General features: G+C 59.1%; 23 protein-coding genes and 5 tRNA genes. 10 read left to right on the top strand and 18 right to left on the bottom strand.

All coding sequences use genetic code 11. The features are described 5' to 3' along the window. Positions 1 to 58: 58 nt before the first annotated feature. From ACX3YD_RS09125 to gltX, 10 genes are all read right to left on the bottom strand, one after another. Positions 59 to 505, bottom strand: coding sequence for an Hsp20 family protein (locus tag ACX3YD_RS09125; protein WP_047531258.1), 447 nt, complete (start codon positions 503 to 505; stop codon positions 59 to 61). A gap of 130 nt (positions 506 to 635) precedes the next feature. Then, entirely contained in the window at positions 636 to 1595 is a 960-nt protein-coding gene (locus ACX3YD_RS09120) for a tRNA dihydrouridine synthase (protein WP_047531259.1), read from the bottom strand. Positions 1596 to 1690: 95 nt separating this feature from the next. Continuing rightward, a complete protein-coding gene (locus ACX3YD_RS09115; RefSeq protein WP_103402721.1) occupies positions 1691 to 2134 on the bottom strand; it encodes an acyl-CoA thioesterase in 444 nt (147 codons plus the stop codon). Positions 2135 to 2182: 48 nt separating this feature from the next. Beyond that, positions 2183 to 3016: an alpha/beta fold hydrolase gene (locus ACX3YD_RS09110; protein ID WP_458959727.1), complete on the bottom strand. Its 834-nt coding sequence runs from the start codon at positions 3014 to 3016 to the stop codon at positions 2183 to 2185. A gap of 29 nt (positions 3017 to 3045) precedes the next feature. Next, positions 3046 to 3585, bottom strand: coding sequence for a TetR/AcrR family transcriptional regulator (locus ACX3YD_RS09105; protein ID WP_047531265.1), 540 nt, complete (start codon positions 3583 to 3585; stop codon positions 3046 to 3048). Between the two features lie 184 nt (positions 3586 to 3769). Beyond that, positions 3770 to 3845 (bottom strand) — tRNA-Glu (locus ACX3YD_RS09100). 80 nt (positions 3846 to 3925) lie between these two features. Then, a tRNA-Ala gene (locus tag ACX3YD_RS09095) sits at positions 3926 to 4001 on the bottom strand. Positions 4002 to 4054: 53 nt separating this feature from the next. Next, positions 4055 to 4130, bottom strand: a tRNA-Glu gene (locus ACX3YD_RS09090). 79 nt (positions 4131 to 4209) lie between these two features. Next, positions 4210 to 4285, bottom strand: a tRNA-Ala gene (locus ACX3YD_RS09085). Between the two features lie 202 nt (positions 4286 to 4487). Beyond that, complete coding sequence (gene gltX, locus ACX3YD_RS09080; protein WP_090463698.1) at positions 4488 to 5969, bottom strand: glutamate--tRNA ligase; 1482 nt, start codon at positions 5967 to 5969, stop codon at positions 4488 to 4490. Positions 5970 to 6202: 233 nt separating this feature from the next. Here gltX and ACX3YD_RS09075 point away from each other — a divergent pair, with 233 nt between their 5' ends. Both ACX3YD_RS09075 and ACX3YD_RS09070 read left to right on the top strand, forming a co-directional pair. Further along, on the top strand, positions 6203 to 7252 hold the full coding sequence (locus ACX3YD_RS09075) for an HlyD family secretion protein (protein ID WP_103402719.1): 1050 nt from the start codon (positions 6203 to 6205) through the stop codon (positions 7250 to 7252). Beyond that, on the top strand, positions 7242 to 8792 hold the full coding sequence (locus ACX3YD_RS09070) for an MDR family MFS transporter (protein ID WP_458959726.1): 1551 nt from the start codon (positions 7242 to 7244) through the stop codon (positions 8790 to 8792). The genes ACX3YD_RS09075 and ACX3YD_RS09070 overlap by 11 nt, the downstream gene beginning before the upstream one ends. 54 nt (positions 8793 to 8846) lie before the next feature. On the opposite strand, the gene uvrB is transcribed toward ACX3YD_RS09070, so the two are convergent. Further along, positions 8847 to 10862: an excinuclease ABC subunit UvrB gene (uvrB, locus tag ACX3YD_RS09065; protein ID WP_458959725.1), complete on the bottom strand. Its 2016-nt coding sequence runs from the start codon at positions 10860 to 10862 to the stop codon at positions 8847 to 8849. 352 nt (positions 10863 to 11214) lie between these two features. Between uvrB and ACX3YD_RS09060 the strand changes: the two genes are divergently transcribed. Further along, a complete protein-coding gene (locus ACX3YD_RS09060; protein WP_458959724.1) occupies positions 11215 to 12411 on the top strand; it encodes an amino acid aminotransferase in 1197 nt (398 codons plus the stop codon). A 151-nt stretch (positions 12412 to 12562) separates the two neighbouring features. Next, positions 12563 to 12763, top strand: coding sequence for a hypothetical protein (locus ACX3YD_RS09055; RefSeq protein ID WP_458959723.1), 201 nt, complete (start codon positions 12563 to 12565; stop codon positions 12761 to 12763). On the opposite strand, the gene ACX3YD_RS09050 is transcribed toward ACX3YD_RS09055, so the two are convergent. Then, on the bottom strand, positions 12760 to 12990 hold the full coding sequence (locus ACX3YD_RS09050) for a hypothetical protein (protein WP_020795513.1): 231 nt from the start codon (positions 12988 to 12990) through the stop codon (positions 12760 to 12762). The two genes, ACX3YD_RS09055 and ACX3YD_RS09050, sit on opposite strands and share 4 nt — an antisense overlap. A 227-nt stretch (positions 12991 to 13217) precedes the next feature. Between ACX3YD_RS09050 and ACX3YD_RS09045 the strand changes: the two genes are divergently transcribed. Further along, positions 13218 to 13293: transfer RNA gene (locus tag ACX3YD_RS09045), tRNA-Asn, on the top strand. Between the two features lie 128 nt (positions 13294 to 13421). Here ACX3YD_RS09045 and ACX3YD_RS09040 read toward each other — a convergent pair. The 4 genes from ACX3YD_RS09040 to ACX3YD_RS09025 form a co-directional block, all read right to left on the bottom strand. Continuing rightward, entirely contained in the window at positions 13422 to 14939 is a 1518-nt protein-coding gene (locus ACX3YD_RS09040) for a nucleobase:cation symporter-2 family protein (RefSeq protein WP_090463710.1), read from the bottom strand. 398 nt (positions 14940 to 15337) lie between these two features. Then, on the bottom strand, positions 15338 to 16165 hold the full coding sequence (locus ACX3YD_RS09035; RefSeq protein WP_458959722.1) for an arylamine N-acetyltransferase family protein: 828 nt from the start codon (positions 16163 to 16165) through the stop codon (positions 15338 to 15340). Between the two features lie 113 nt (positions 16166 to 16278). Further along, a complete protein-coding gene (gene xth, locus ACX3YD_RS09030; RefSeq protein WP_103402695.1) occupies positions 16279 to 17073 on the bottom strand; it encodes an exodeoxyribonuclease III in 795 nt (264 codons plus the stop codon). A 214-nt stretch (positions 17074 to 17287) separates the two neighbouring features. Then, positions 17288 to 18859, bottom strand: a complete 1572-nt coding sequence (locus tag ACX3YD_RS09025; protein WP_256590089.1) for a sensor domain-containing diguanylate cyclase — start codon at positions 18857 to 18859, stop codon at positions 17288 to 17290. A gap of 190 nt (positions 18860 to 19049) precedes the next feature. Here ACX3YD_RS09025 and ACX3YD_RS09020 point away from each other — a divergent pair, with 190 nt between their 5' ends. Next, positions 19050 to 19517, top strand: coding sequence for a hypothetical protein (locus ACX3YD_RS09020; RefSeq protein WP_458959721.1), 468 nt, complete (start codon positions 19050 to 19052; stop codon positions 19515 to 19517). 96 nt (positions 19518 to 19613) lie between these two features. Here the strand turns inward: ACX3YD_RS09020 and ACX3YD_RS09015 are convergent, their stop codons facing one another. Continuing rightward, a complete protein-coding gene (locus ACX3YD_RS09015; protein WP_458959720.1) occupies positions 19614 to 21365 on the bottom strand; it encodes a L,D-transpeptidase family protein in 1752 nt (583 codons plus the stop codon). An 83-nt stretch (positions 21366 to 21448) separates the two neighbouring features. Between ACX3YD_RS09015 and ACX3YD_RS09010 the strand changes: the two genes are divergently transcribed. The 4 genes from ACX3YD_RS09010 (at position 21449) to ACX3YD_RS08995 (ending at position 23958) form a co-directional block, all read left to right on the top strand. Next, positions 21449 to 22153 carry a murein L,D-transpeptidase catalytic domain family protein gene (locus ACX3YD_RS09010; protein WP_103402691.1) on the top strand — a complete coding sequence of 235 codons (705 nt, stop codon included), beginning with the start codon at positions 21449 to 21451 and terminating at the stop codon, positions 22151 to 22153. Between the two features lie 87 nt (positions 22154 to 22240). Next, positions 22241 to 22633, top strand: a complete 393-nt coding sequence (locus tag ACX3YD_RS09005; protein WP_103402690.1) for a hypothetical protein — start codon at positions 22241 to 22243, stop codon at positions 22631 to 22633. A 112-nt stretch (positions 22634 to 22745) separates the two neighbouring features. Beyond that, complete coding sequence (locus ACX3YD_RS09000; protein ID WP_458959719.1) at positions 22746 to 23015, top strand: heavy-metal-associated domain-containing protein; 270 nt, start codon at positions 22746 to 22748, stop codon at positions 23013 to 23015. A 178-nt stretch (positions 23016 to 23193) separates the two neighbouring features. Continuing rightward, complete coding sequence (locus tag ACX3YD_RS08995; RefSeq protein ID WP_458960399.1) at positions 23194 to 23958, top strand: transporter substrate-binding domain-containing protein; 765 nt, start codon at positions 23194 to 23196, stop codon at positions 23956 to 23958. Between the two features lie 83 nt (positions 23959 to 24041). Here ACX3YD_RS08995 and ACX3YD_RS08990 read toward each other — a convergent pair whose 3' ends face one another. Further along, complete coding sequence (locus tag ACX3YD_RS08990; RefSeq protein WP_047531303.1) at positions 24042 to 24263, bottom strand: hypothetical protein; 222 nt, start codon at positions 24261 to 24263, stop codon at positions 24042 to 24044. Between the last annotated feature and the right edge of the window lie 153 nt (positions 24264 to 24416).

The raw sequence follows: 24416 nt of genomic DNA, 5'->3' as shown, positions 1-24416 counted from the left end.
TTGCGGGAATGGCATACAAAAAAGGGGCGCCCATGGCGCCCCTTCTTGTTGCTCTGACTCAGTGCTGCAGAGCCGGTTTTTCCGTCCCGTTGATCGGGATGCGTTTGGCTTTCGCCTCTTCCGGAATCACCCGCAGCAGGTCGATGCTCAACAGACCGTTGCTCAGGCCGGCAGCCTTGATTTCGATATGGTCCGCCAGTCGGAACGACAGCTTGAATGCACGCTGGGCAATGCCCTGGTGCAGGAAGGTCACGCCTTCGTTGCTGTCACGTTTGCCGCCACTGATGGTCAGCACACCCTTCTCGACTTGCAGCTCCAGGTCTTCTTCCTGGAAACCGGCCGCCGCCACGACGATGCGGTATTGATCGTCACCGTGCTTTTCGACGTTGTACGGTGGGTAGGTGCTGCCTGGCTCGTTACGCAGGGCGGTTTCGAACAGGTCGTTGAAACGATCGAAGCCTACCGAGGAACGGAACAGAGGCGCCAGGGAAAATGCAGTACTCATGATTCAAATCTCCTGAAAATAATCAGCAAGTTATTTGTCTCCGCGACCCGAATTCGGCATCGCGTAACCCTTAGATAGGGACCGCCAATTGCTTTTCAAGAGATTTTTTCCAAATTTTTTTTAACGATTTTCAGGCGGCTTCAGCGACCTGCAGCCCCAACAAACGCGAGACCTGATCCAGCTCGGTCTCACGACGCAGGACACTGAACAGCTCCACCGCTTCGGGATAATTGCGGGTAAGCATCGCCAGCCATTGCTTCAAACGGCCCGGTGATTGGCGAGGCGTCATCTGCGCCTTGGCTTGCAGCCAGAAATCCTGAATCAGAGGCAGCAGCTCGGCCCAGGTCATCTCAATGACCTCTTCACCGGCCCTTGCCGCAGCAATTTGCCGAGCCAGGTCCGGACGTGAAACCAGGCCGCGACCGAGCATGATGTCCTCCACACCGCTGATTTCGCGGCAACGGCGCCAGTCTTCGACACTCCAGATATCGCCATTGGCAAACACCGGCACCTTGACCACGTCCTGAACCCGCGGAATCCACTCCCAATGCGCTGGAGGCTTGTAGCCGTCGGTTTTGGTTCGTGCATGGACCACGATGTGCGCAGCGCCACCTTCGGCCAGGGCCGTGGCGCACACCAGTGAGCCATCCGGGCTGTCGAAGCCCAGGCGCATCTTGGCAGTCACGGGAATGTGCGACGGAACGGCGCGACGGACATGTTCGACGATCTGGTTCAGCAGCTCCGGCTCCTTGAGCAGCACTGCACCACCACGAGACTTGTTCACGGTTTTGGCCGGGCAGCCGAAGTTCAGATCAATCACTTCGGAACCCAGCTCACAGGCCAGCGCGGCGTTCTCTGCCAGGCACACCGGATCGGAACCCAATAACTGCACGCGCAGCGGCACACCGGCAGCGGTGCGAGCACCGTTGAGCAATTCCGGGCCGAACTTGTGGAAATAGGCAGGCGTGAGCAACTGATCGTTGACACGAATGAATTCGGTTACGCACCAATCAATGCCACCCACGCGGGTCAGTACGTCGCGCAGGATGTCGTCGACCAACCCCTCCATGGGCGCCAAGGCAATTTGCATGAAAAACACACTCAACGAAAAACGTGCGGCAGTTTACTGGATTACGCAAGAAATCTGCAGAACATCGCAGTTCCTTTGCAGGAGCGAGCTCGCTCCTACAAGGGTTGGAGCGACAGCAACGCCGGGCCATAACCCTCGATGAACTCCGCTGGCATGCGCTTGGGCCGACCGGTGGACAGTTCGATACAAACAAAGGTGGTTTGCGCCCGCAGCAGCGTGGCGTTGTCGCTCGGGCGCTTCAACTGGAAGTGTCGGGTCATTTTCAGGCGCTGATCCCAATCGACGATCCAGGTCGCCAATTGCAGCTCGTCGCCCTCATAAGCGGCCGCCAGGTAATCGATCTCATGCCGCACCACCGCCATCGCCCGATCCAGTCGACGATACTCGACCAGATCCAGTCCCAGGCGCTGGGAGTGGCGCCACGCACAGCGCTCGAGCCAGGTGACGTACACCGCATTATTGGCGTGCCCGAGCCCGTCGATGTCCTCGGCGCCCACTTGCAGATCGATGATAAATGGCGTTGCCCGATCCCAGCCCATGCCCCACTCCCGGTCAAATGATGTCGACCGGGGCAGTGTAACGGATGCTCAGGCCGATTGCCGCGATTGCAGGCTGCGTCCGGCCAGCAGTGATAGCACGCCATCAATCACCCGAGGGTCGGCCAATACTCGCTGATGACCGCCTTCTTGCAGACACAGCAGACGGCTGTCGAACCAGGCTTCGTGGATCGCCTGCGATTCCTTCACCGAAACAAACTTGTCGTCTTCGGCATGGACGATCAGGCCGGGCATATCGAGTTGGTAGTGCGCCACATCCAGCGTGGCAGCGCGCATGCCGACGTCTTTCTCAACCTGACGGATGAATGCCGAGCGAGCTTTCGGCGGCAACCCCACATAGCGCGCGAAGCCGCGCAGCACGCCGAGGATTCGCGCAGGAGCCGCGATGGTGACCAGGGTTTCGGTGCGCAAGCCCAGTTGCACGGCGAGCATGGCGCTGGCGCCGCCCATGGAGTGACCGATGACGGCTTGAAGCGGTGGCAGCTCGGCGGCGGCTTCAAGCATGGCGCGAGCGAACAGCGCGACATTCGCCTCGGTTCCCGGCGAGCGACCGTGCGCCGGGCCGTCGAGGGCAACCACCGTGTACCCGGCATCGACCAGGGCAGTGATGAGACTGGCAAACTGCGTAGGCCGACCTTCCCAACCGTGCATCAGCAGCACTGCCGGGCCCTGCCCCCAGCGCAATGCCGAGAGACCGAAACGCAAAGTGATCCGTTCGGATTTGGCCAGGAGCGGCAATTCCCAATCACGCGGAGGCAAATCTCGCGGCGTCATGAACGCCAGCCGCATTTTTCTTGCAACCAGTTTTGGAGCAAACCAACCCAAGGTGCCATTGACGCCACGAACCCACTTTAACGCGCTCATCGCTCTCTCCTCAGGCTGCAGCCTTCAGGTCAACGCACAGCCGACTTGGCAGCGCGAAGCAATCGGTCGGATAAATCACCGGGGCCCAGCGCCCGTGCCAGCGCCAGACCGCCCACCATCAAGGCCATGTCGGCCAGGGCTTTATCGGTGTCTTCGGGACTGGCCGCCAACTGCGCGACCATCAGCTCCATGTGTTCATTCAGTGCGATCCGGAAGGCATCGGGCAGACGTCCGAGCTCACCGATCGAGGCCGGAATCGGGCACGCAGACTCGCTGGAATCACGGTGTTTGCGCGACAGATAGAACGCCGCGACCAGGGCGCGACGCTCTTCACCGGTCAGTTCGGCATCCATGTCAGCAATCAGGTCACGGCGACGCCCCAGCAATTGCTTGAACGCCTCCAGCATCATTGCGTCCTTGCTTTCGAAGTGCGCATAAAAGCCGCCGACGGTCAGGCCGGCTGCGCCCATTACTTCGCCCACGCTAGGCTCGGCCGGGCCACGCTGAATCAGCGCTGCGCTGGCAGCCTTGAGGATGCGTTCACGGGTTTGAGCTTTTTTATCGTTCATCGTTGCCTCCGAATATTACGACTAGAATATTATTCTCATAATAATTTTCTGCAAGTCGTAGATGTGACCGCTGGTCTGAAGAACAGTTTGAAAGAAATGGGGGAATTTGGCTAAACGCCAGACAAACAAAAGGGCCATTCAATAATTGAATGACCCTTATAAAATCCCGCAGAGCGGGTAATCGTGGCGTCCCCTAGGGGACTCGAACCCCTGTTACCGCCGTGAAAGGGCGGTGTCCTAGGCCACTAGACGAAGGGGACACAAACCCTTCTATACAACTGACCAGTGCTGAGAGCTGATCGATTCAAGGCCGGTGTGGCCAGACCTTGAACTGTAAAATTGGTGGAGCTAGACGGGATCGAACCGTCGACCTCTTGCATGCCATGCAAGCGCTCTCCCAGCTGAGCTATAGCCCCGGATTTTTCGCCTCGCGGCGGAGCGACATTTTGCAACATCGCTTCTATAAAACTGGCGTCCCCTAGGGGACTCGAACCCCTGTTACCGCCGTGAAAGGGCGGTGTCCTAGGCCACTAGACGAAGGGGACGCAAACCCTTCTATACAACTGATCAACGCTGAGTGTTGATCGCTTCAAGGCCGGTGTGGCCAGACCTTGAAGTGTAAATTGGTGGAGCTAGACGGGATCGAACCGTCGACCTCTTGCATGCCATGCAAGCGCTCTCCCAGCTGAGCTATAGCCCCTCATCGTTGATGTCATCGCTGAGGACGGGGCGAATCTTAAGGGTGTATCGAAAGCCTGTCAAACTTATTTTTGAAAAATTTCAAAATTTTTTGTCGGCATAACAACCACTTACCGCCCTTCCCCCGTAAATTCAGGAGAAAACGCCGGAGGACAGGAGCAAAAGATCCCGGCCTCCGACGGCTACCGCAGAGTCAGACGTGCTCAGGCAATAGCGCCCAGGAGCTTTTCCCACTCTTTGTTTTCTTTCTTCGACACGCCACCCAGCAGGTCGATCGCCTGGCGCAGACGGAAACGCGTCAGGTCCGGACCGAGGATTTCCATCGCATCGAGCACAGACACCGAGCTCGCCTGACCTGTGATCGCGGCAAACATCAGCGGCATGGCATCACGCAGCTTCAGCTCCAGGGACTCGACCACGGCCTGAATGGTCGCGGTGATGCTGTCCTTCTCCCACTGACGCAGGCTTTCCAGCTTCCACAGGATCAACTGCATCAACTGACGAACCTGATCGCCGGACAGCTTCTTCGACTCGAACAGTTTTGCGTCCGGGTTCACGCCACCGGCAAAGAAGAACCCGGCCAGCGGTGCAACCTGGCTGAAGGTCTCGACGCGGCCCTGCACGTGCGGCGCGATCTTCATCATGTATTCGGAATTGAAGGCCCACTTCTGGACGCGCGCGGCGAATTCTTCCACCGGCAGGTCGCGCAGCCACTGGCCGTTGAGCCACGACAATTTCTCGATGTCGAAAATCGGCCCGCCCAGGGACACACGCTTCAGATCGAAGTTATCGACCATCTCCTGCAGGGAGAACTTCTCGCGCTCGTCCGGCATCGACCAGCCCATGCGCCCCAGGTAGTTGAGCATTGCTTCGGGCATGAAACCCATGCGCTCGTAGAACGTCACCGAGGTCGGGTTCTTGCGCTTGGACAGCTTGCTCTTGTCCGGGTTACGCAGCAGCGGCATGTAGCACAGCTCCGGCTGTTCCCAACCGAAGTATTCGTACAAGAGGATCAGTTTCGGCGCCGATGGCAACCACTCTTCACCGCGCAACACGTGGGTGATGCCCATCAGGTGGTCATCGACCACGTTGGCCAGGAAGTAGGTCGGCAGGCCGTCAGTCTTCATCAGGACTTGCATGTCCATGCGGTCCCACGGGATTTCGACGTCGCCACGCAGCATGTCCGGAACCACGCAGACGCCTTCGCTCGGCACCTTCATGCGGATCACGTGCGGCTCGCCAGCGGCCAGGCGACGCGCGACTTCTTCCTTGGACAACAACAGCGCACGACCGTCGTAACGCGGCGTCTCGCCGCGAGCCATCTGCTCGGCGCGCATCTGGTCCAGCTCTTCGGCGGTGCAGAAGCACGGGAAGGCATGGCCCATATCGACCAGCTGCTGGCAATACTTCTGATAAATCTCGCCACGCTCGCTCTGACGGTAAGGACCGTGCGGGCCACCCACGTCCGGGCCTTCGCTCCAGTCGATGCCCAACCAGCGCAAGGCGTCGAAAATCTGCTGTTCGGACTCACGGGTCGAACGCAGCTGGTCAGTGTCTTCGATCCGCAGGATGAACTCACCGCCGTGCTGCTTGGCAAAGCAGTAGTTGAACAATGCGATGTAAGCGGTACCTACGTGGGGGTCCCCGGTAGGCGATGGCGCGATGCGCGTGCGGACGGTGGTCATGGCAAGTCTCAACAAAAGAATAGAAAGCGAGGATCAGACAAGGGGCGAATGGTAACAGGCGACACCCGCCCGGCTCCAGTCAGCAGGGCATTTAAGCCAAGGTTGCGTCTACAACGACCGTTTGCCACGGCGAATGACTGAATATCAGCCAACGGCATTTACCGTTTATCGGCTGTATGCAAGATTTGCCTGCTGATAACTTTCCTGACAATTTCTCGACTACAGTTTGCCCCATGCCTGCCCAACTCAAGCGTCGCCTGTCTATTTTCCTGTTAATTGTCCTGCTGATCGCCGGAGGCTTTTTTGCCCATTGGTTTTTCAAGGGGCGTTTTTACGAAAGCACTGACAACGCGTACGTGCAGGGCGAGATCACCCGCGTGTCGAGCCAGTTGGGGGCACGCATCGACAAGGTGCTGGTCCAGGACAACCAGCATGTCGAGAAAGATCAGTTACTGATCAAGCTCGAAGGTGATGATTTCCACCTCGCCGTCGACCGCGCAAACGCAGCCCTCGCCACTCGCGAAGCCGAACGCTTGCAAGCCCAGAGCAAACTGACGCAACAAAGCAGCCTGATTGCCGCCAGCGATGCGCAAGTCGCGTCCACGCAAGCGAGCCTGGGTCGCTCACAGATCGACCTGAACCGCGCCGAGACCTTGCGCAAACCCGGCTACGTCTCGGAGGAACGGGTCACCACCCTCTCCGCCGACGCCCACATTGCCCGCTCGCAACTGGCCAAGGCCCAGGCAGATGCCCAGGGTCAGCGCCAGCAAATCAACGCACTGACCGCCGAGATCAAACGCCTCGACGCGCAAATTGCCAACGCCAAAACCGATCTGGCCCAAGCTGAACTGAACCTCACCCGCAGCGAAATCCACGCCCCCATCAGCGGCCTGATCGGCCAACGCGCCGCGCGCGAAGGCCAGTACGTACAGGCCGGCGCCTATTTGCTGTCGATCGTGCCGGATGAAGACATCTGGATTCAGGCCAACTTCAAGGAAACCCAGATCGGCCATATGCAACCCGGTCAGAAAGCCGAGCTGACTTTCGACGCCTACAGCGATACCCCGATCGAAGCACGGGTCGACAGCCTGTTCGCCGCGTCGGGCGCGCAGTTCAGCCTGTTGCCGCCGGACAATGCCACGGGCAACTTCACCAAAGTCGTACAACGGATTCCGGTAAAACTGACCTTCGCCGCGGACAATCCCCTGCGCGGCAAAATCCGGCCGGGCATGTCGGTCACGGTCAAAGTGAATATCAAAGACGCCCCTGACAATGGCCGGTGATCAACTGATCCGGCCGGCCGGGGAACCGACCCGGCGGGACTGGATCGCGGTCATGAGCGCGATGCTCGGCGCCTTCATGGCGGTGCTCGACATCCAGATCACCAACTCATCGCTCAAGGATATTCAGGGTGCGCTGTCGGCGACCCTGGAAGAAGGCTCATGGATTTCCACCTCGTACCTGGTGGCGGAAATCATCATGATCCCGCTGACCGCGTGGCTGGTTCAGCTATTGTCGGCGCGACGCCTGGCGGTGTGGGTGTCCCTTGGGTTTCTCGCCGCCTCCCTCCTTTGCTCCATGGCCTGGAGCCTGGAGAGCATGATCGTCTTCCGCGCCTTGCAAGGCTTCACCGGTGGCGCGCTGATCCCGCTGGCGTTCACCCTCACCCTGATCAAACTTCCCGAACACCACCGCGCCAAGGGCATGGCCATGTTCGCCATGACCGCCACCTTCGCACCGTCGATCGGCCCGACACTGGGCGGCTGGCTGACGGAAAACTGGGGCTGGGAATACATCTTCTACATCAACATCCCCCCCGGCCTGCTCATGATCGCGGGCCTGATGTACGGCCTGGAGAAGAAGGAATCACACTGGGAACTGCTCAAAAGCACCGATTACGCCGGGATCGTCACCCTCGGCATGGGCCTTGGCTGTTTGCAGGTATTTCTGGAAGAAGGCCATCGCAAGGACTGGCTCGAGTCGAACCTGATCGTCAGCCTCGGCAGCATCGCGTTGCTCAGTCTGATTACGTTTGTGATCGTGCAGTTTTCCAGGCCCAATCCGCTGATCAACCTGCGCATCCTCGGCAATCGCAACTTCGGTCTATCGAGCATTTCCAGCGTCGGGATGGGGGTCGGCTTGTACGGTTCGATTTATCTGTTGCCGCTGTATCTGGCGCAGATCCAGAACTACAACGCCCTGCAGATCGGTGAAGTGATCATGTGGATGGGCGTGCCGCAGCTGTTTCTGATTCCGCTGGTGCCCAAGCTGATGAAATACATCTCGCCAAAATGGCTGTGCGCGCTGGGTTTCGGCCTGTTCGGCTTCGCGAGCTTTTCATCGGGCGTGCTAAACCCGGACTTCGCCGGACCGCAGTTCAATCAGATTCAGATCGTGCGCGCGTTGGGCCAGCCACTGATCATGGTCACCATCTCGCTGATCGCCACGGCCTACATCCTGCCGCAGGACGCGGGCTCGGCGTCGAGCCTGTTCAACATCCTGCGCAACCTCGGCGGCGCCATCGGCATCGCCCTGCTCGCCACCCTGCTGGATGCGCGAACCAAGACCTATTTCGATTATTTGCGCGAGTCCATCGTGCCGAGTAACCCGCAGGTGGCCGAGCGCCTGGCATCCTTGACCAGCACCCTGGGCAATGAAACGGCGGCGCTGGGCAAACTCAGCGAGATTGCCCATCAACAGGCGTCGATCATGGCCTACAACGATGCGTTTCATCTTGTCGGAATCGCGCTGGGGGTCAGCATGCTGGCGGTGTTACTGACCAGGAAGTTGCCAGCGGGGCTTAAAGCCGGCGAAGCGCATTGATACCGATCATGCGCTCAACACTGTGGCGAGGGGCTGCCCCCTCGCCACACGCCATCAGACTGTAATCAACCGCTCGCGCAACTTGGCAATCTCGTCACGCATCTGTGCTGCGGCTTCGAATTCCAGATCACGTGCCAGCTGGTACATCTTCTCTTCCAGCGCCTTGATCCGCTTGGCAATCTCACCCGGCGACCGCAACTCGGCTTCGTATCGGGCATTTTCCTCGGCGGCCTTGGCCATGCCTTTGCGTTTCTTGCTGCGCGAGCCCGGCACGGTGGCGCCTTCCATGATGTCGGCCACATCCTTGAACACGCCCTTGGGCGTAATGCCATTGGCCAGGTTGAAGGCGATCTGCTTGTCGCGACGGCGCTCGGTTTCACCGATCGCGCGCTCCATGGAGCCGGTGATGCGATCGGCATAGAGAATCGCCCGGCCATTGAGGTTACGCGCCGCCCGGCCGATGGTCTGGATCAGCGAGCGTTCGGAGCGCAGAAAGCCTTCCTTGTCCGCATCAAGAATCGCCACCAGCGACACTTCCGGCATGTCCAGGCCTTCGCGCAACAGGTTGATCCCCACCAGTACGTCAAAAGTGCCGAGGCGCAGATCGCGGATGATCTCGACTCGCTCCACGGTGTCGATGTCCGAGTGCAAATAGCGTACGCGCACGCCGTGGTCGGCCAGGTAGTCGGTCAGGTCTTCGGCCATGCGCTTGGTCAGCGTAGTGACCAGCACTCGCTCCTCGACGGCGACGCGCTTGGTGATTTCCGACAGCAAGTCGTCGACCTGGGTCAGTGCCGGGCGGATCTCGATTTGCGGATCCACCAGCCCGGTCGGACGCACCACCATGTCAATCACGCGCCCGGCGTGCTCGGCCTCATAGTTGCCCGGGGTTGCCGAGACAAAAATCGTCTGCGGGCTGATGCTTTCCCATTCGTCAAAACGCATTGGCCGGTTGTCCAGCGCAGACGGTAGACGGAAGCCGTACTCGACCAGGGTTTCCTTGCGCGAGCGGTCACCTTTGTACATCGCGCCGACCTGCGGCACGCTGACGTGGGACTCGTCGATCACCAACAAGGCGTCGGCCGGCAGGTAGTCGTAAAGGGTCGGCGGCGGCGCGCCAGCCTCACGGCCGGACAGATAGCGCGAGTAGTTTTCGATGCCGTTGCAGTAGCCCAGTTCGAGGATCATCTCCAGATCGAAACGGGTGCGCTGCTCCAGACGCTGGGCTTCCACCAGTTTGTTGTTGGAACGCAGGTATTCCAGGCGCTCCTTCAATTCGACCTTGATCCCTTCAACGGCGCCCATCAGGGTTTCCCGTGGCGTCACGTAGTGGCTTTTGGGGTAGAAGGTGAAGCGCGGCAGCTTGCGGATGACTTCACCGGTCAGCGGGTCGAAGGCCGACAGGCTTTCCACTTCATCATCGAACAGCTCGATGCGGATCGCTTCGAAGTCGGACTCGGCCGGGTGGATATCTATCACATCGCCGCGCACACGGAAGGTCGCACGGGCGAACTCCATGTCGTTGCGGGTGTATTGCAGGTCGGCCAGACGCCGCAGCAATTCCCGTTGATCGAGCTTGTCGCCGCGATCCACGTGCAACACCATCTTCAAATAGGTTTCCGGACTGCCCAAGCCATAGATACACGACACCGTGGTGACGATGATCGCGTCCTTGCGCTCCAGCAGCGCCTTGGTTGCCGACAGCCGCATCTGCTCAATGTGGTCGTTGATCGACGCGTCTTTCTCGATGAAGGTGTCGGACGACGGCACATAGGCTTCAGGCTGATAGTAGTCGTAGTAGGAAACGAAATACTCCACGGCGTTGTTCGGGAAGAACGCCTTGAACTCTCCGTACAACTGCGCGGCCAGGGTCTTGTTTGGCGCCAGTACCAGGGTCGGGCGCTGCACCTGGGCGATGACGTTGGCGATACTGAAGGTCTTGCCCGAGCCGGTCACACCGAGCAACGTCTGGTGCGCCAACCCGGCTTCGATACCCTCGACCATCAGGCGGATGGCTTCCGGCTGATCGCCGGCGGGCTGAAAACGGGTGACTAGCTGAAATTCAGACATGTAGTACCTCTCGGTTCTCGGTGCAGGAATTCGCGCCTGCACAGTCAAACTGGCAGGAACGAAAAAGGCCACAAACGACGCACGTCGCCCGAGGAAAAAACTGGATTGTGCTCAATGTGGAGCCGATTGCACTCGCTTTCAAGGCAAACGTCCTACATCCCTCGAAGTCTTTGACGATGCCAATCGACTAACGGTCGGAAAATAATCGGAAAAACTTACCGTAAAAGCGGAATCGTCTGTCGCCATCAATCGCCGATGGCCTCTATACTAGCTCCCCGTTTGTGCACCGCTCTAGTGCATTCGGCTGGAGCGCGACACGTCCCTCCACTCTCCATTCAGAGCCGCCGCAAAAATGAGCCTGTTCTCCGCTGTCGAAATGGCACCACGCGATCCAATCCTGGGCCTCAACGAAGCATTCAACGCCGATACCCGTACCAACAAGGTCAACCTGGGAGTCGGTGTTTACTGCAACGAGGAGGGGAAAATTCCACTCCTGCGCGCCGTTGTCGAAGCCGAAACCATTCGCGTCGCTCAACACGCCTCTCGTGGCTACCTGCCAATCGACGGCATCGCCGCCTACGACCAGGCCGTGCAAAAACTGCTGTTCGGTAACGATTCGCCACTGATCGCCGCTGGCCGCGTCATCACCACCCAGGCCGTTGGCGGTACTGGCGCACTGAAAATCGGTGCTGACTTCCTCAAGCAACTGCTGCCGAACGCCGTCGTGGCCATCAGCGACCCGAGCTGGGAAAACCACCGAGCGCTGTTTGAAACCGCCGGTTTCCCGGTACAGAACTACCGCTACTACGACGCCGCGACCCATGACGTGAACCGCGTCGGCCTGCTGGAAGACCTGAACGCGCTGCCAAACGGCTCGATCATTGTGCTGCACGCCTGCTGCCACAACCCGACCGGCGTAGACCTGAGCCCGGCGGACTGGAAAAACGTGCTGGAAGTGGTGAAAGCCAAAGGTCACGTGCCGTTCCTCGACATGGCTTACCAGGGCTTTGGCGATGGCATCGACGAAGATGCCGCCGCTGTACGCTTGTTCGCTGAATCGGGCCTGACCTTCTTCGTCTCCAGCTCGTTCTCCAAATCCTTCTCGCTGTACGGCGAGCGCGTTGGCGCCCTGTCGATCGTCAGCGAATCGAAAGAAGAAAGCGCGCGCGTACTGTCGCAGGTCAAACGCGTCATCCGCACCAACTACTCCAACCCGCCGACCCACGGTGCAAGCATCGTCGCCGCCGTACTGAACAGCCCGGAACTGCGCGCCCAATGGGAAGCGGAACTGGCCGAAATGCGCCTGCGGATTCGCGGCATGCGCACCCAGATGGTCGAACTGCTGGCGAAAAACGCACCGCAGCGCGATTTCAGCTTCGTTGGTCGTCAGCGCGGCATGTTCTCGTACTCCGGCCTGAGCGTTGAGCAGGTTCATCGTCTGCGCAATGAGTTCGGCATCTATGCCCTCGACACGGGCCGCATCTGCGTGGCTGCGCTGAACCAGAGCAACATCAATGTCGTGACGGATGCCATTGTTCAGGTGATCTGAATCGCGCGCTGATACGAAAAACGGGAAGCCTTTTGGCTTCCCGTTTTTTATTTGTCGCAGATAATTCTCAAAGCAGAGGCCCAGCCCTCTAAACTTCACCCGGCTCGCCCCTAAAGGTTTGATGCCCACCCGAGATTCGACGAGACCCCACATGAAAAACGATGACCTACGCGCTGACCGCGATGACCTGGATGAATTCGTCCCCCGCGCCCCGGCCAAACGCGGCAACAACCTGGTGATGCAAGTCGCCGCCGGCGTATTCCTCGGCGGCCTGGCGCTGTGGCTGGTGCAACTGGGCGCCACAGCGCTTTATGCCAAGCTGATGCTCGGCACCTTCACTTTCGGCGGCTAGGCCAGTTCGGTTGCTCGCTGGCTGGCGGCGTCATCGTAGGCGACGTACAGCGATTCAGCGACCTGACTCTTGATCGCCTTGGTGCTTTCCAGGCCGAGGACAAAACCTTCGGCCTTGCCGCCGGCGCGGTTCAATTCGTCGGCGCTGCTGGCCTGGGTGATCGCATCGAACAGTTTTTCGGCGTGCGGACCGACGCCCTTGGGCAGACTGATCTGAGCAATGCTCATGTGAGCACCCCGTTTTGACGGGGTGAGATGCTAGGGTGATTCATGGCGCGTACCTTTTCGGCGAATGGCCGGTAGCGCGTGTAACCACTTCCGGGCGGCCATGGTAGTCCTCTGCTGTGGTTCTGGTAACCGCCAATCACCGATAAACCACCGTCCGTCCCGACGAATTCATCATTTTTCTATCAGGCGCTTGACTTCTCTTTTTGAATCAGTAACATAGGCGCCATTCCGCGATAGCTCAGTTGGTAGAGCAAGTGACTGTTAATCACTGGGTCCCTGGTTCGAGTCCAGGTCGTGGAGCCAGACAGCAACATCAAGAAGCCCCTGAATCGAAAGATCAGGGGCTTTTTTGTGGCTGCGTTTTTTTGATCCACAAAGAAAAAGCCGATCTGTCTATTCAACAGATCGGCTCTTTTCATTCGCGGAACGTGTCAGACATGCTCGCTACTTTTCGCATGCATCGCCCGCGGCTCTCCATGTCCATGGTCGGGCTCCACCACCGGAATCTCCTTGCCATCGCAGTCATGCAGCTTGCCGTCACTGAAGTAATCCCCTTCGCGCAACGCCGCCAGATCCTGATAACGCAGCACCCGCTCGGTCCCTGCGGCAAATACTGACTGCTGGTCGGAGTTGCCGGCGGTGAGGTGATTGAACGTCAGGTTCAGCACGATGGCCATGATCGCCGAGGAACTGATGCCGGAGTGGAAAATGGTGGCGAACCAACTTGGGAAGTGATCGTAGAAGTTCGGCGCAGCGATGGGGATCATGCCGAAGCCGATGGAGGTGGCGACGATGATCAGGTTGACGTTGTTGCGGTAGTCGACCTTAGACAGCGTACGGATACCGCTGGCGGCCACCGTGCCGAACAACACGATACCAGCACCACCCAGCACGGAGGTCGGCACCGCGGCGATGACACGCCCCATGAACGGCAGCAGGCCGAGGATCACCAGGAACAGCCCACCCGTGGCCACGACAAAGCGGCTCTTGATTCCGGTCACCGCCACCAGCCCGACGTTCTGGGCAAAGGCGCTTTGGGTGAATGAGCCAAAAATCGGCGCGATCATGCTCGACAGCATGTCGGCACGCAGACCGTTCCCCAGGCGCTTGGAATCAACCTTGGTGCCGATAATTTCACCGACGGCCAGGATATCGGCCGAGGTTTCAACCAGGGTCACCATCACCACAATGCACATCGACAGGATCGCTGCGAAGTGAAAAGTCGGCATGCCGAAATGGAACGGCGCAGGAAAACCGAACATCGGGCCCTGGGTCACGGACGAGAAATCCGCCATGCCGAGCACCACCGCGACGATCGTACCGATGACCATGGCCAGCAGGATCGACAAACGGGAGATGGTCGCGCTTCCAATCTTGCTCAGAAACAGCACCAGCACCAGCGTCACAGCGGCCAGGCCAATGTTGGCCATGCTGCCAAATTCGGGCGAATGGCTGTTACCGCCCATGGCCCAGCGCGCCGCCACCGGCATCAGCGTCAGGCCAATGGTGGTAATCACGATGCCAGTGACCAGCGGCGGGAAGAACTTGGTGATTCGAGAGAACACCGGCGTGATCAGCAAACCAATCAGGGATGCCGCAATCACCGCTCCCAGAATTGACTGAAACCCGCCCTCGCCGCCGCTACTGACAATCGCCACCATGGTTGCGACACCCGAGAATGACACGCCCTGTACCAGCGGCAACTGACAGCCGAAAAACGGTAGACCCAGGGTTTGCAGCAACGTGGCCAGCCCCCCCGCAAACAATGAAGCAGCAATCAACAAACCTATGTCCGCCGGCGAAAGCCCGGCTGCCTGACCGATGATCAAAGGCACCGCGACGATGCCGCCGTACATGGTCAGAACATGTTGCAGGCCGTAAGCCATATTCGCGCCGACCCCGAGATTCTCATCTTCAGGCCGTTGGTGTGAAACATGGGGCGTTTTCATGTTAGGGGGTTCCCTGGTTTTTGTTATGCGCACACTGTATTCAAGACTCAGGACAACTGTCTATAGAATTGTATACAACTAGCCAGTCAAATTATGAACGGTTATCCATGCAGCCTGTGTGCCAGTGTGTGCAACCTTCTAAAAAACCACGGAATATATCCGCACAGGCCGTCGATCCTGCGCTCACCCGTCTTTCGAATTCCGGGCGACCATCATCCATACCCGCTTGTGTTTATAGGCAAAACAATCGTTGCAGGGTCTGAACACTCTGGGAAAGGCGCGCTCAAAGCGGTCAGTGAATATCACAAGGAGACCGAGCGTGAAGCGAGCCCCGGAAAAGTGCGAAAAAGGGGCAGAATTATCCAATTCGCCCCTTTTTTGTGTGCACGATGTTCTTGCTATTGCGGCACTATCAATCGTTCAAGTGTGCGCATCAACGTCGCATGGGCCGGTACACGTATGTCGAACTCGCTCTCCAGCAAGCCGATCAACGCCTGTACATCGGCCACTTGCCGACGCTCGCTATCAAGCCCCACGCGATGAATCGCAAAACTGCCGTTGTTGAGTGTACGCCGCCACCCCTCCCCGGTCCGCGCCACCATCAGTTGCCTGGCGAACGGTGATTCAGGGTGGGTCGAGACATACCAGTTGCCCACGGCGTAATCGATGTCCTCCTGGCGCTGCAGGTCGAAGATGTACATCGCTCGCCATTCGTCCGCGACCCTGGCGCTCAGGGTGTAGCCATCGACGTGTTGCTCGATGCGATAAGACTCATGCGGCGTGGGTTGTTCATCGGCAGTATCGAGCAACAACGGTGCGGTGGGCACCATGCCGCCGAAACCGACGTCGCTGATGTAGCGTGCGCCGTCCAGGGTGACCAGGCTCAAGCGGTGAGTGCGGGCTGTCCACGCGCCTTCGGGCTGGCCCATGACCACGCGGCCGCTGATCCCTCGCGCCTCGAATCCGAGCGATTGCAGCAAGGCCAGGTACAGATTGTTGAGCTCATAGCAGTACCCGCCTCGCCCCCCGTGCAGGACTTTCTTCTCTACCGAAGGCAACTCGATCAGCACGGGTTCGCCGGATAACGTGGTCAGGTTTTCAAACGGGAACACGCCGGTATGGCGCAATTGCAGTTGTCGCAGGGTTTCCAGGGTCGGCGCCGGGGGCGCGCCGAAACCCAGGCGTCGCAGGTATAACGCGAGATCGGTCAGGCGTGGCTCGCTCATTGTTCAGTCCTTATGCACGCAGGTTGCGGATCGTTCCGCCGATGGGCGCTATGTATAAGGGAAGAACCGCCGTGGCCGACAATTGAATTAACCAATCGCCCCCACTCCTAATGTCAACGACGTTTGCGCGAATCCAGTTGAATCCAGGTCGGTGCGTGGTCGCTGGCGTGGGCTTCGTTGCGCACCCAGGCATCGACGCCAGCCGCCTGCAGATAAGGGCTCAAGGCCGGATTGAGCAGCAAGTGGTCGATGCGCAGACCTGAATTCTTCTGCCAGTGTTGGCGAAAATAATCCCAAAAGGTGTAGAGCCGATCCTGCGGATACAGGTATCGCAAGGCGTCGGTCCAGCCCTGATCCAGAAGGCGCTGATAACACTCGCGGCTCTCGGGTTGCAGCAGCGCATCCTTGAGCCACGAACGCGGGTTGTAGATGTCCAGGTCAGTCGGCACCACGTTGTAGTCACCGGCGAGCACCACCGGATGCTCGCTGCGCTGAAGGTCCCTGGCATAGGTAATCAGGCGCTCGAACCACGCCAGCTTGTAGTCGAACTTCGGCCCCGGCTGCGGGTTGCCGTTAGGCAAGTACAGGCAGCCCACCAGCACGCCGTGAACGGCGGCTTCCAGGTACCGGCTCTGGCTATCGCCGTCATCGCCCGGCAAGCCTCGCCGGCTCTCCAGGGGCTGCGCATCCCGCGCCAGAATCGCCACGCCGTTCCACGCGGTCTGCCCCTGCCAGACGGCACCGTAACCGATGGCCTCCAGCTCAGCGGCGGGGAACATACTGTCCACCGACTTGAGTTCCTGCAAACAGGCGATGTCCGGTTGCTCACGTTCGAGCCAGGCCAGCAGGTTCGGCAACCGGGCGCGCATGCCGTTGACGTTGAACGTCGCGATTCGCAACTTTTTCATGGCCATCAGTCCTGTTACCAAGGGTGTCCTGATTGTGACCCTGATGGCTCGCAGTGGTTGCGCTGGCTGGCGCGCATACGGCGTAACAGATGCGTAGCCCTATTCCGGGCTCGGCGAAGCTAACCGAACTCTAGACGATCAAATGAACGAGATCTGACAGGCAGACAATCGGTTGCTCAATGTGCTGCAGGGTAGAAACAGCCACGGGCGGACTTCAACGATCCGAACGTGCCAACACCTCGACACCGCCCTCCATCGACAGCACCGCCGAGCGATTGCGCCCCGAATGCTTGGCCTGATAGAGCGCCGCATCGGCCCGCTGGATGAACACTTCCATGCTGTCGTGCCCCGTCGGCACAAATGAGTAACAACCGAGGCTGACCGTCACGTAACCGGTAGGCGATCCGCTGTGCTTGATGTTTTTGTCCATGACGCTGCGGCGAATATGTTCGGCAATGGTCATGGCGCCGTGGATGTCCGTGTCGGGCAGCAGCACGGCAAACTCTTCACCACCATACCGCACCGCCAGATCGGCCTTGCGATGGCAGCAATTTTTCACCGATCGCGCCACCTGGGCCAGGCAGTGATCACCGACCACATGACCATAGGTGTCGTTGTAGCGCTTGAAAAAATCGATATCGATCATGATCAGGCTCAGCGCACTCTGCTGCCTGGCGCCACGCCCGAACTCGATGTCCAGCGCACGCTCGAACAAGCGGCGATTGCCCAGGCCGGTCAGGCTGTCATGGGTGGCAATCAGCTCCAGCGCTTCCTGGGCCTTGCGCAGATCCGCCTCGACACGCTCGCCGACGCGCACCTGGCGAATGAACACCCAACCGAACACCCCCACACCGAGCATGACCAGAGCAACGATGAGGCAGGAACGAAACGCGGTTTCGTACCACCCCGCAAGAATCGTATCCTTCGACGAAGCCGCCGAGACCACCAGTGGATAAGCCTCCAATTGTCGGTAGCCAAACAAGCGGACAACGCCGTCCACCAACGAAGTCGACATGGCACTGCCGGAGGGCGCCCGGGGCAGGAATTTCTCGAAGACCTCGCTCCTGGCCAACGACGTGCCGATCTTCGACTCGATGAAGGGCCGGCGTGCCAACAACGTTCCATCGGTCAACCCGAGGAACATCGAGCCGTTGTCGTCGATGCTGAAGCTTTTGAAGAACTGGTCGAAGTACGACATTTTGATCCCGGCCATCAACACGCCCTGGAACTGACCGTTCTTGTCGTTCACCCGCCTGGAAATCGGAATGATCCACTCCCCGTTTTCCCGGCTGCGAATCGCCGGGCCGATGTGCGCCACGGTCGACACATTTTGCTGATGGAACTTGAAGTACTCGCGATCCGCGACACCAGAACCGCGAGGCATATTGTCGAACGAAGTCACCACCCACTGCCCTTTCTGATCGAACAGAAAGATGCCGTGCAATTGATTCAGCGCCTGCACGCGTCGGGCAAAGGTTTTCTGCAGGCCAGGTCGCTGGGGCGGGCCAAACCCGTCGATTTGAATCCAGTCCACCAGACTGGTGAGCACCAGATCGGCCTTCATGAACGTATCTTCAGCCTGCTGCGCCATGGCTCGCGTCAGGTTCGACGAAGCGATCTGGGCCTGGCGCAGGTCATGGCTGCGGGACTGCTCCAGTTGCAGGTAAAGCAAACCACACAGGCACAGACACACGGCGGCGATGAAAAGCACCGCAGCCTTGCGCAACGGCAGGCGTTTCGATGCAACGCTGGGGGCGTGATGCGGATCATCTGGGCGTAAGAGCAAAAAATCATCCTATAGGGGCAATGCATGGACACCGGCCCAAAACCCCCTCATTTTTGTGCGCGCAGTCTACGGGTTTATCGGGGATAAATGGCAACCACTTGCCCGGTGGTGACGCGGACATGACCCAAGACAAAAGCTGCATCCCCCGGGAGGAGCTACGATTAGTCATACATCAAGACAGGGAATCGAAATGACCAAGGCAGACGAACTCGCCGCAAAGCTCAAACACACTTGGCATACCAGCGCTGATCAGGTCATCGACAGCTGGCCGGGCCAGGTCTACGAGCTGTATCACCGCATCGAGACCTGGCTGCAGCCCTTGATAGAGGCCGGTTTGACCCTGCGACGCAATCCCACGCACGTGTTCGAGCGCCACCCCGATGGCGAGACGTACGACTATGCCATCGACCAGTTGGTGATCACCGGCAATGACCACAGCATGACCTTCGACCCCGTCGCCCGTTTCACGGAAGATGGCGACGGGCGTGTCGAGATCCACTGTGATAGCAACGAAATGGCACTGTTGCGCACCCTTGACGAACACGGTGAAACCCACTGGTGGCTTCAAGTCGTCGAGCAAGCCGCACAACAAGCGGATGCGGTGGCCTTGACTGAAAACGGACTGCTGTCGGTGGTGCAACAAGGGCTGGAACTGTAGCGGGTCATCGCTTTTCATCGGCGTCCGGCGTGCCGGCGAAAGCGTCATTGAGAGCGCCTTCGCCGGCACGCCGGCCCCTACCGGCCCAACATCCGCTCACTGCTTGCTTTGTTCAGTCACCACCAACGCCGTTTCCGTTCGGGGCAACTCCAGGGCTGGCAGCTTCGTGGGCAGGTTCAACTCTCGCAGTACCGGGGAGTCATAGCCATAGACGTCAGGTTTGAAGGTCACCCGGCCATCCTTGCTCAGGTCGACGGTCCAGTAAGCCAACAGCACCGGCACCTTGACCGGCAGCATGATGTTTTCGGTTCGTCCATTGGCCAACTGCTTTTGAATGCCTTCGCTATTCCAGCGCACCGGGTCGTTGAACAGCAACTCGACCAGTTGCAGCGGGTTTTCCACCCGAATGCATCCGGAACTGGTGGCTCGCACGGACCTGGCAAACAGCTCTCGGTGCGGCGTGTCGTGCAGGTAAATGGCGTAGTCGTTGGGGAAACGAATCACCACCTGCCCGAGCGAGTTCTCGGGGCCGGCATCCTGGCGCAAGGTCAGGCCCTTTGCGCTGGACCAGTCGACGGTTGACGGTTCGAGCACATTGCCCTGGCGATCGAGCACGCGGATCCGGTTGGCGGCCAGGTAGCCGGGATTCTGTTGAATCTTGGGCAACATATCCTGGACCAGAATCGTCGGCGGCACGGTCCAGGTCGGGTTGAACGTCACGTAGGTAATCTCGGACTGAAACACCGGCGTACTGCGAAACGGCTTTCCGACTTGTACCCGTGAGCGCCAGATCGGCTGGCCATCGCGGTACAGCGCGACCTTGTACCCGGCGATGTCGACGACCACAAAGGTGCCCTGCAGCTTGTAGAGCAACCAACGCGCCCGCTCCATGTTCACCCGGACCTGATCGATCCGCGCTTCAACAGGCACATTCAATGCCTCCAGCGTCGTCTTCCCCGCCACGCCATCGGCGCCCAGGTACTGTTCAGTCTGATACTTCTTCACAGCGGCAATGACACTGTCGTCGTAGTCGCTTCGCTTGCCCTTGGCCGGGGCCAGGTAGCCCGCGGCCACCAAACGGGCACGCAACTGTGCGACCGCCACACCGTCCATGCCGGGTTTGAGCGACTGCCCTTCGGCCACTTTCGGCCAACCGCCAGCGTCCCGAACCTTGCGCAGCTGCGCCAGGCTTTCACGCATGTTGCGATAAACCGTTTCCTGCGGCGGCGCCTGGGCGAAGGCCCGGGCGACATCGTGGGCATCGAGTGCGGCGAAGAAGCTGTTCATGTCCTCGCGAGGATCGACACCGACGGGGTCGAAGTTCCAGTGGAAGTCCAGCCGTGACGGGTCGACTTTACCGCGGCGCAACTGCAGTAGCGCCGTAATGTAAGTACGGGTTGCCGCCAGGTCGAACGCCGCCGATTGCGCGGGGGTCGGCGCGGTAGCCTGCAACGCCAGTCGTGCCTGCTCCAGTTCGGCAATCCGGAAATCCTGCGGGACCAGACCGTCGATTTGCGTGTCGTTGAGGCTCTTCAGCAACTGGGCGACATCGCGCCCATCCGTCCACGCCGCGCGATAGTTGCGATGGGAATAGAAATCCAGGACGACCCGATTGATATCCAGCCGCTGATGCCTGCGCGCAGTGAGCAACGGAGGAAAGGCCGATTGCAGGGGTTCGAGCACCGCTTGTATGGCTTGGCCAACGACATCATTGGGCCCGGCGCCCTGAACCACGATTGGCGGAGTTTCCGGCATGATTGCCGAAGTTTCACCGAGTGCCGTGCCGCTGATCAGAAAGACCATAAAAAATACGCGGCTTATGACGAATAACCTTGTTAATTGCCCCATGGATAATCCTTAATCTCCTGCAAATCAAAAGGCTAGCGTCCTATTCGCTGCTAGACTCGAACTATTCCTGATGAGACTGACTTATGGCGCTACATCGCTTTGGCCTCCCGCTCACAGCCCTGCTGTTGACGTCGGCTTTCCTGCCAGCAGCCTACGCTGATTCACTTGAAATCGCTCTGGCCAAAGCCGCGCCAAATGCCAATGCCAAAGTCATCGCCCTGGCGGTACGCGCCACTCAATGCACCCGCGCCCAAGGCGCAGCCCCGGCGCAGAGACTGGCAGTGATTGATTACTCACTGCCTTCGACCGAACAACGCCTGTGGGTGTTCGATCTGAAAAAACGCAAACTGCTCTTTCACGAACTCGTCGCCCACGGCCGCAACAGCGGCGAAAACATGGCCACCCAATTCTCTAACCAGAATGAAAGTTACGCCACTAGCTTGGGCCTGTTCCGTACGCAAGAAAGCTACCTCGGCTCGAACGGTTACTCATTACGCATGGAAGGCCTGGAGCCAGGCTTCAACGATAACGCGTTCGAGCGAGCAATCGTCATTCATGGCGCACCGTACGTCAGCCCGGTCCTGGCACGCGCCAACGGCCGCATCGGCAGAAGCCTGGGTTGCCCGGCGGTCAGGCCGGCGATTGCCCATCGGCTGATCGACTCGATGAAAGATGGGCAACTGCTGTTTTCCTACTACCCGGATCAGCGTTGGCTGAAGTCTTCTTCCTACATTAATTGTGGGAGCGGCACCGTGGCGTCGTCAGAACAGGCCACTAAACGCCAGTAATCAAAATGGCATCGTTTGATATGAATCAATGGCAGCCACTCGCCGGGGAATAAGCTCAGAACACTTCCTCCGTCAGGGTACACGGCCATGCACAAGCACTTCACATCACTCGTCGCCGCACTGCTCATCAGCAGCCCGTTGATCGCTTTGGCGGCGGATGAACCGCCCGCCAACACCTCGCCAACCGCATCGGCCACCGCCACCCCGCAAGACAAGGCGTTGAGCGAGCAGATGCAAAAAATGCAGGCCGCCCACGATAAAATGGCCGCTGCCAAAACCCCGGCTGAACGTCAGATCGCCATGCAGGAAGGCATGGACGCGATGCGCGGCGGCATGGGCATGATGCACGGCCATTGCCAAGGCATGGGGATGGGCAAAGGCATGGCCGGTGGCCAGGACCGCTCGAACCAGATGATGGACATGATGATGAAAATGATGGATCAGCAATCGAGCATGATGAAGATGCCGATGGGGCAATAGCCTCCCGAGAACCGCGCTTGACCTTGCCATCGTGGCAAGGCCAAACATCACCTCACATCATCACAGCGCTGGCAGGCACTGCCCGCTACTCACGCTCAAAGAGGTTTACGCAATGAACGGCACTGAACTGCAAGTTGAAGGCATGAGCTGCGGTAGCTGCGTCAAACACATCACCGCTGCACTGCAACCGCTCGCTGGAGTGGGTGAGGTCAACGTCGATTTAGCGTCCGGTCGAGTCAAGGTCACCGGGAATGTCGAAAGCGATGTTCTTCTGTCGGCACTGAAGGACGCCGGCTACCCGGCCAGCGTGAAGACAGAAGATCATTGCGAAGGCTCGAAGAAAAAGCCTGGCTGCGGCGGTTCAGGTTGCTGCTGTCACTAAAACCGCGTCGCCTGTCAATCCGATCATCCAGACGGCAACCGCACTTGAACAAGGGCGTTCCACAGAAGTGGAACGCCCTTTTTGTTGCCAATGACAGCAAAGAGACGGGTTCACTACACTCAGTCCTCTTCGACCCTCACAAAAGCCCGAAAAAATGAAAATCCCACAAAGCGCGATAATGCTCAGCGGCCTGCTCGCTCTCTCCCTTGGTGCGTCGGCGGAAGGCACCTCCCACCTGGATAGCGTCATCCAGCAAGGCCAAGTGCGCGTCTGCACGACGGGCGACTACAAACCCTACACCTCCAAAGGCGAAGACGGCGAATACGCCGGGATCGACATCGCCATGGCCCGCTCCCTGGCCGACAGCCTCGGTGTCAAGGTCGAGTGGGTGCCCACCACCTGGAAAACCCTGATGCCGGACATGCTCGCCGGCAAATGCGACATCGGCATGGGCGGTATCTCGGTCACGCTCGATCGGCAGAAAAAGGCCTTCTTCAGCACCACGCTGGACGTCGACGGCAAAATCCCGCTGGTACGCTGCGAAGACCAGGCGCAGTACCAGACCCTCGAGCAGATCAACCAACCCTCGGTTCGCCTGGTCGAACCGGCCGGCGGCACCAACGAAGCCTTCGTTCACGCCCTACTGCCCAAGGCGCAGTTGCAACTGCACGACAACGTGAGCATTTTCCAGGAGCTGCTGGACAAGAAGGCTGACGTGATGATCACCGACGCCTCGGAAGCGCTGTACCAGCAGAAACTCAAACCGGGACTGTGCGCGGTCAACCCGACGCAATACATGCAATACGGCGAAAAAGCCTACCTGCTACCCCGCGACGACATGACCTGGAAGCTGTACGTCGATCAGTGGCTGCACCTGGCCAAGGCGACAGGCAATTACCAGAAGATTCTGCGGCAGTGGCTGGCGGTGCCTGACGCGAAGTAACGCGTCACGCCTCACTACGGTGAAAGAACACAGCCCTGTAGGAGCCAGCTTGCCGGCACCTACAGAGGTCAAACCGAACACCGTCAGTCGTCGTGCAGCAACCCCGAACTGTACTCGCCAAAGCTGTTGCTCAACGCATTGCCATGGAAATTCATCTTGTTGGGGTTGCTGTTGGTAGGCCCCGGACCAAAGCCAGCGGACGGCACGGATTCGGCCGAATACGTTTCATGAGACGTTACACCCGAACAGGCGCTCAACAGCAAAGCACCGGCGATGAGCGAGACTTTGAAGAGGTTTGAGATCATTTTTCGGGTTCCTGTGGGGTGGGTAAGCGGAGGCTGGGTCTTGTCCGTTCATCCTAGGCCGCAGGTGTGTCGGGGATTATGAAACTTTTGTTGGTTACAGCGTTGGTTCAGGTAGTGCGGTTTCTGAATGAAAAAAAAAGTGATCTTCTTCAT

This window comes from Pseudomonas fluorescens group sp. PF-1 (assembly GCF_054481335.1).
This window is presented reverse-complemented; position numbering and strand designations above follow the sequence as displayed.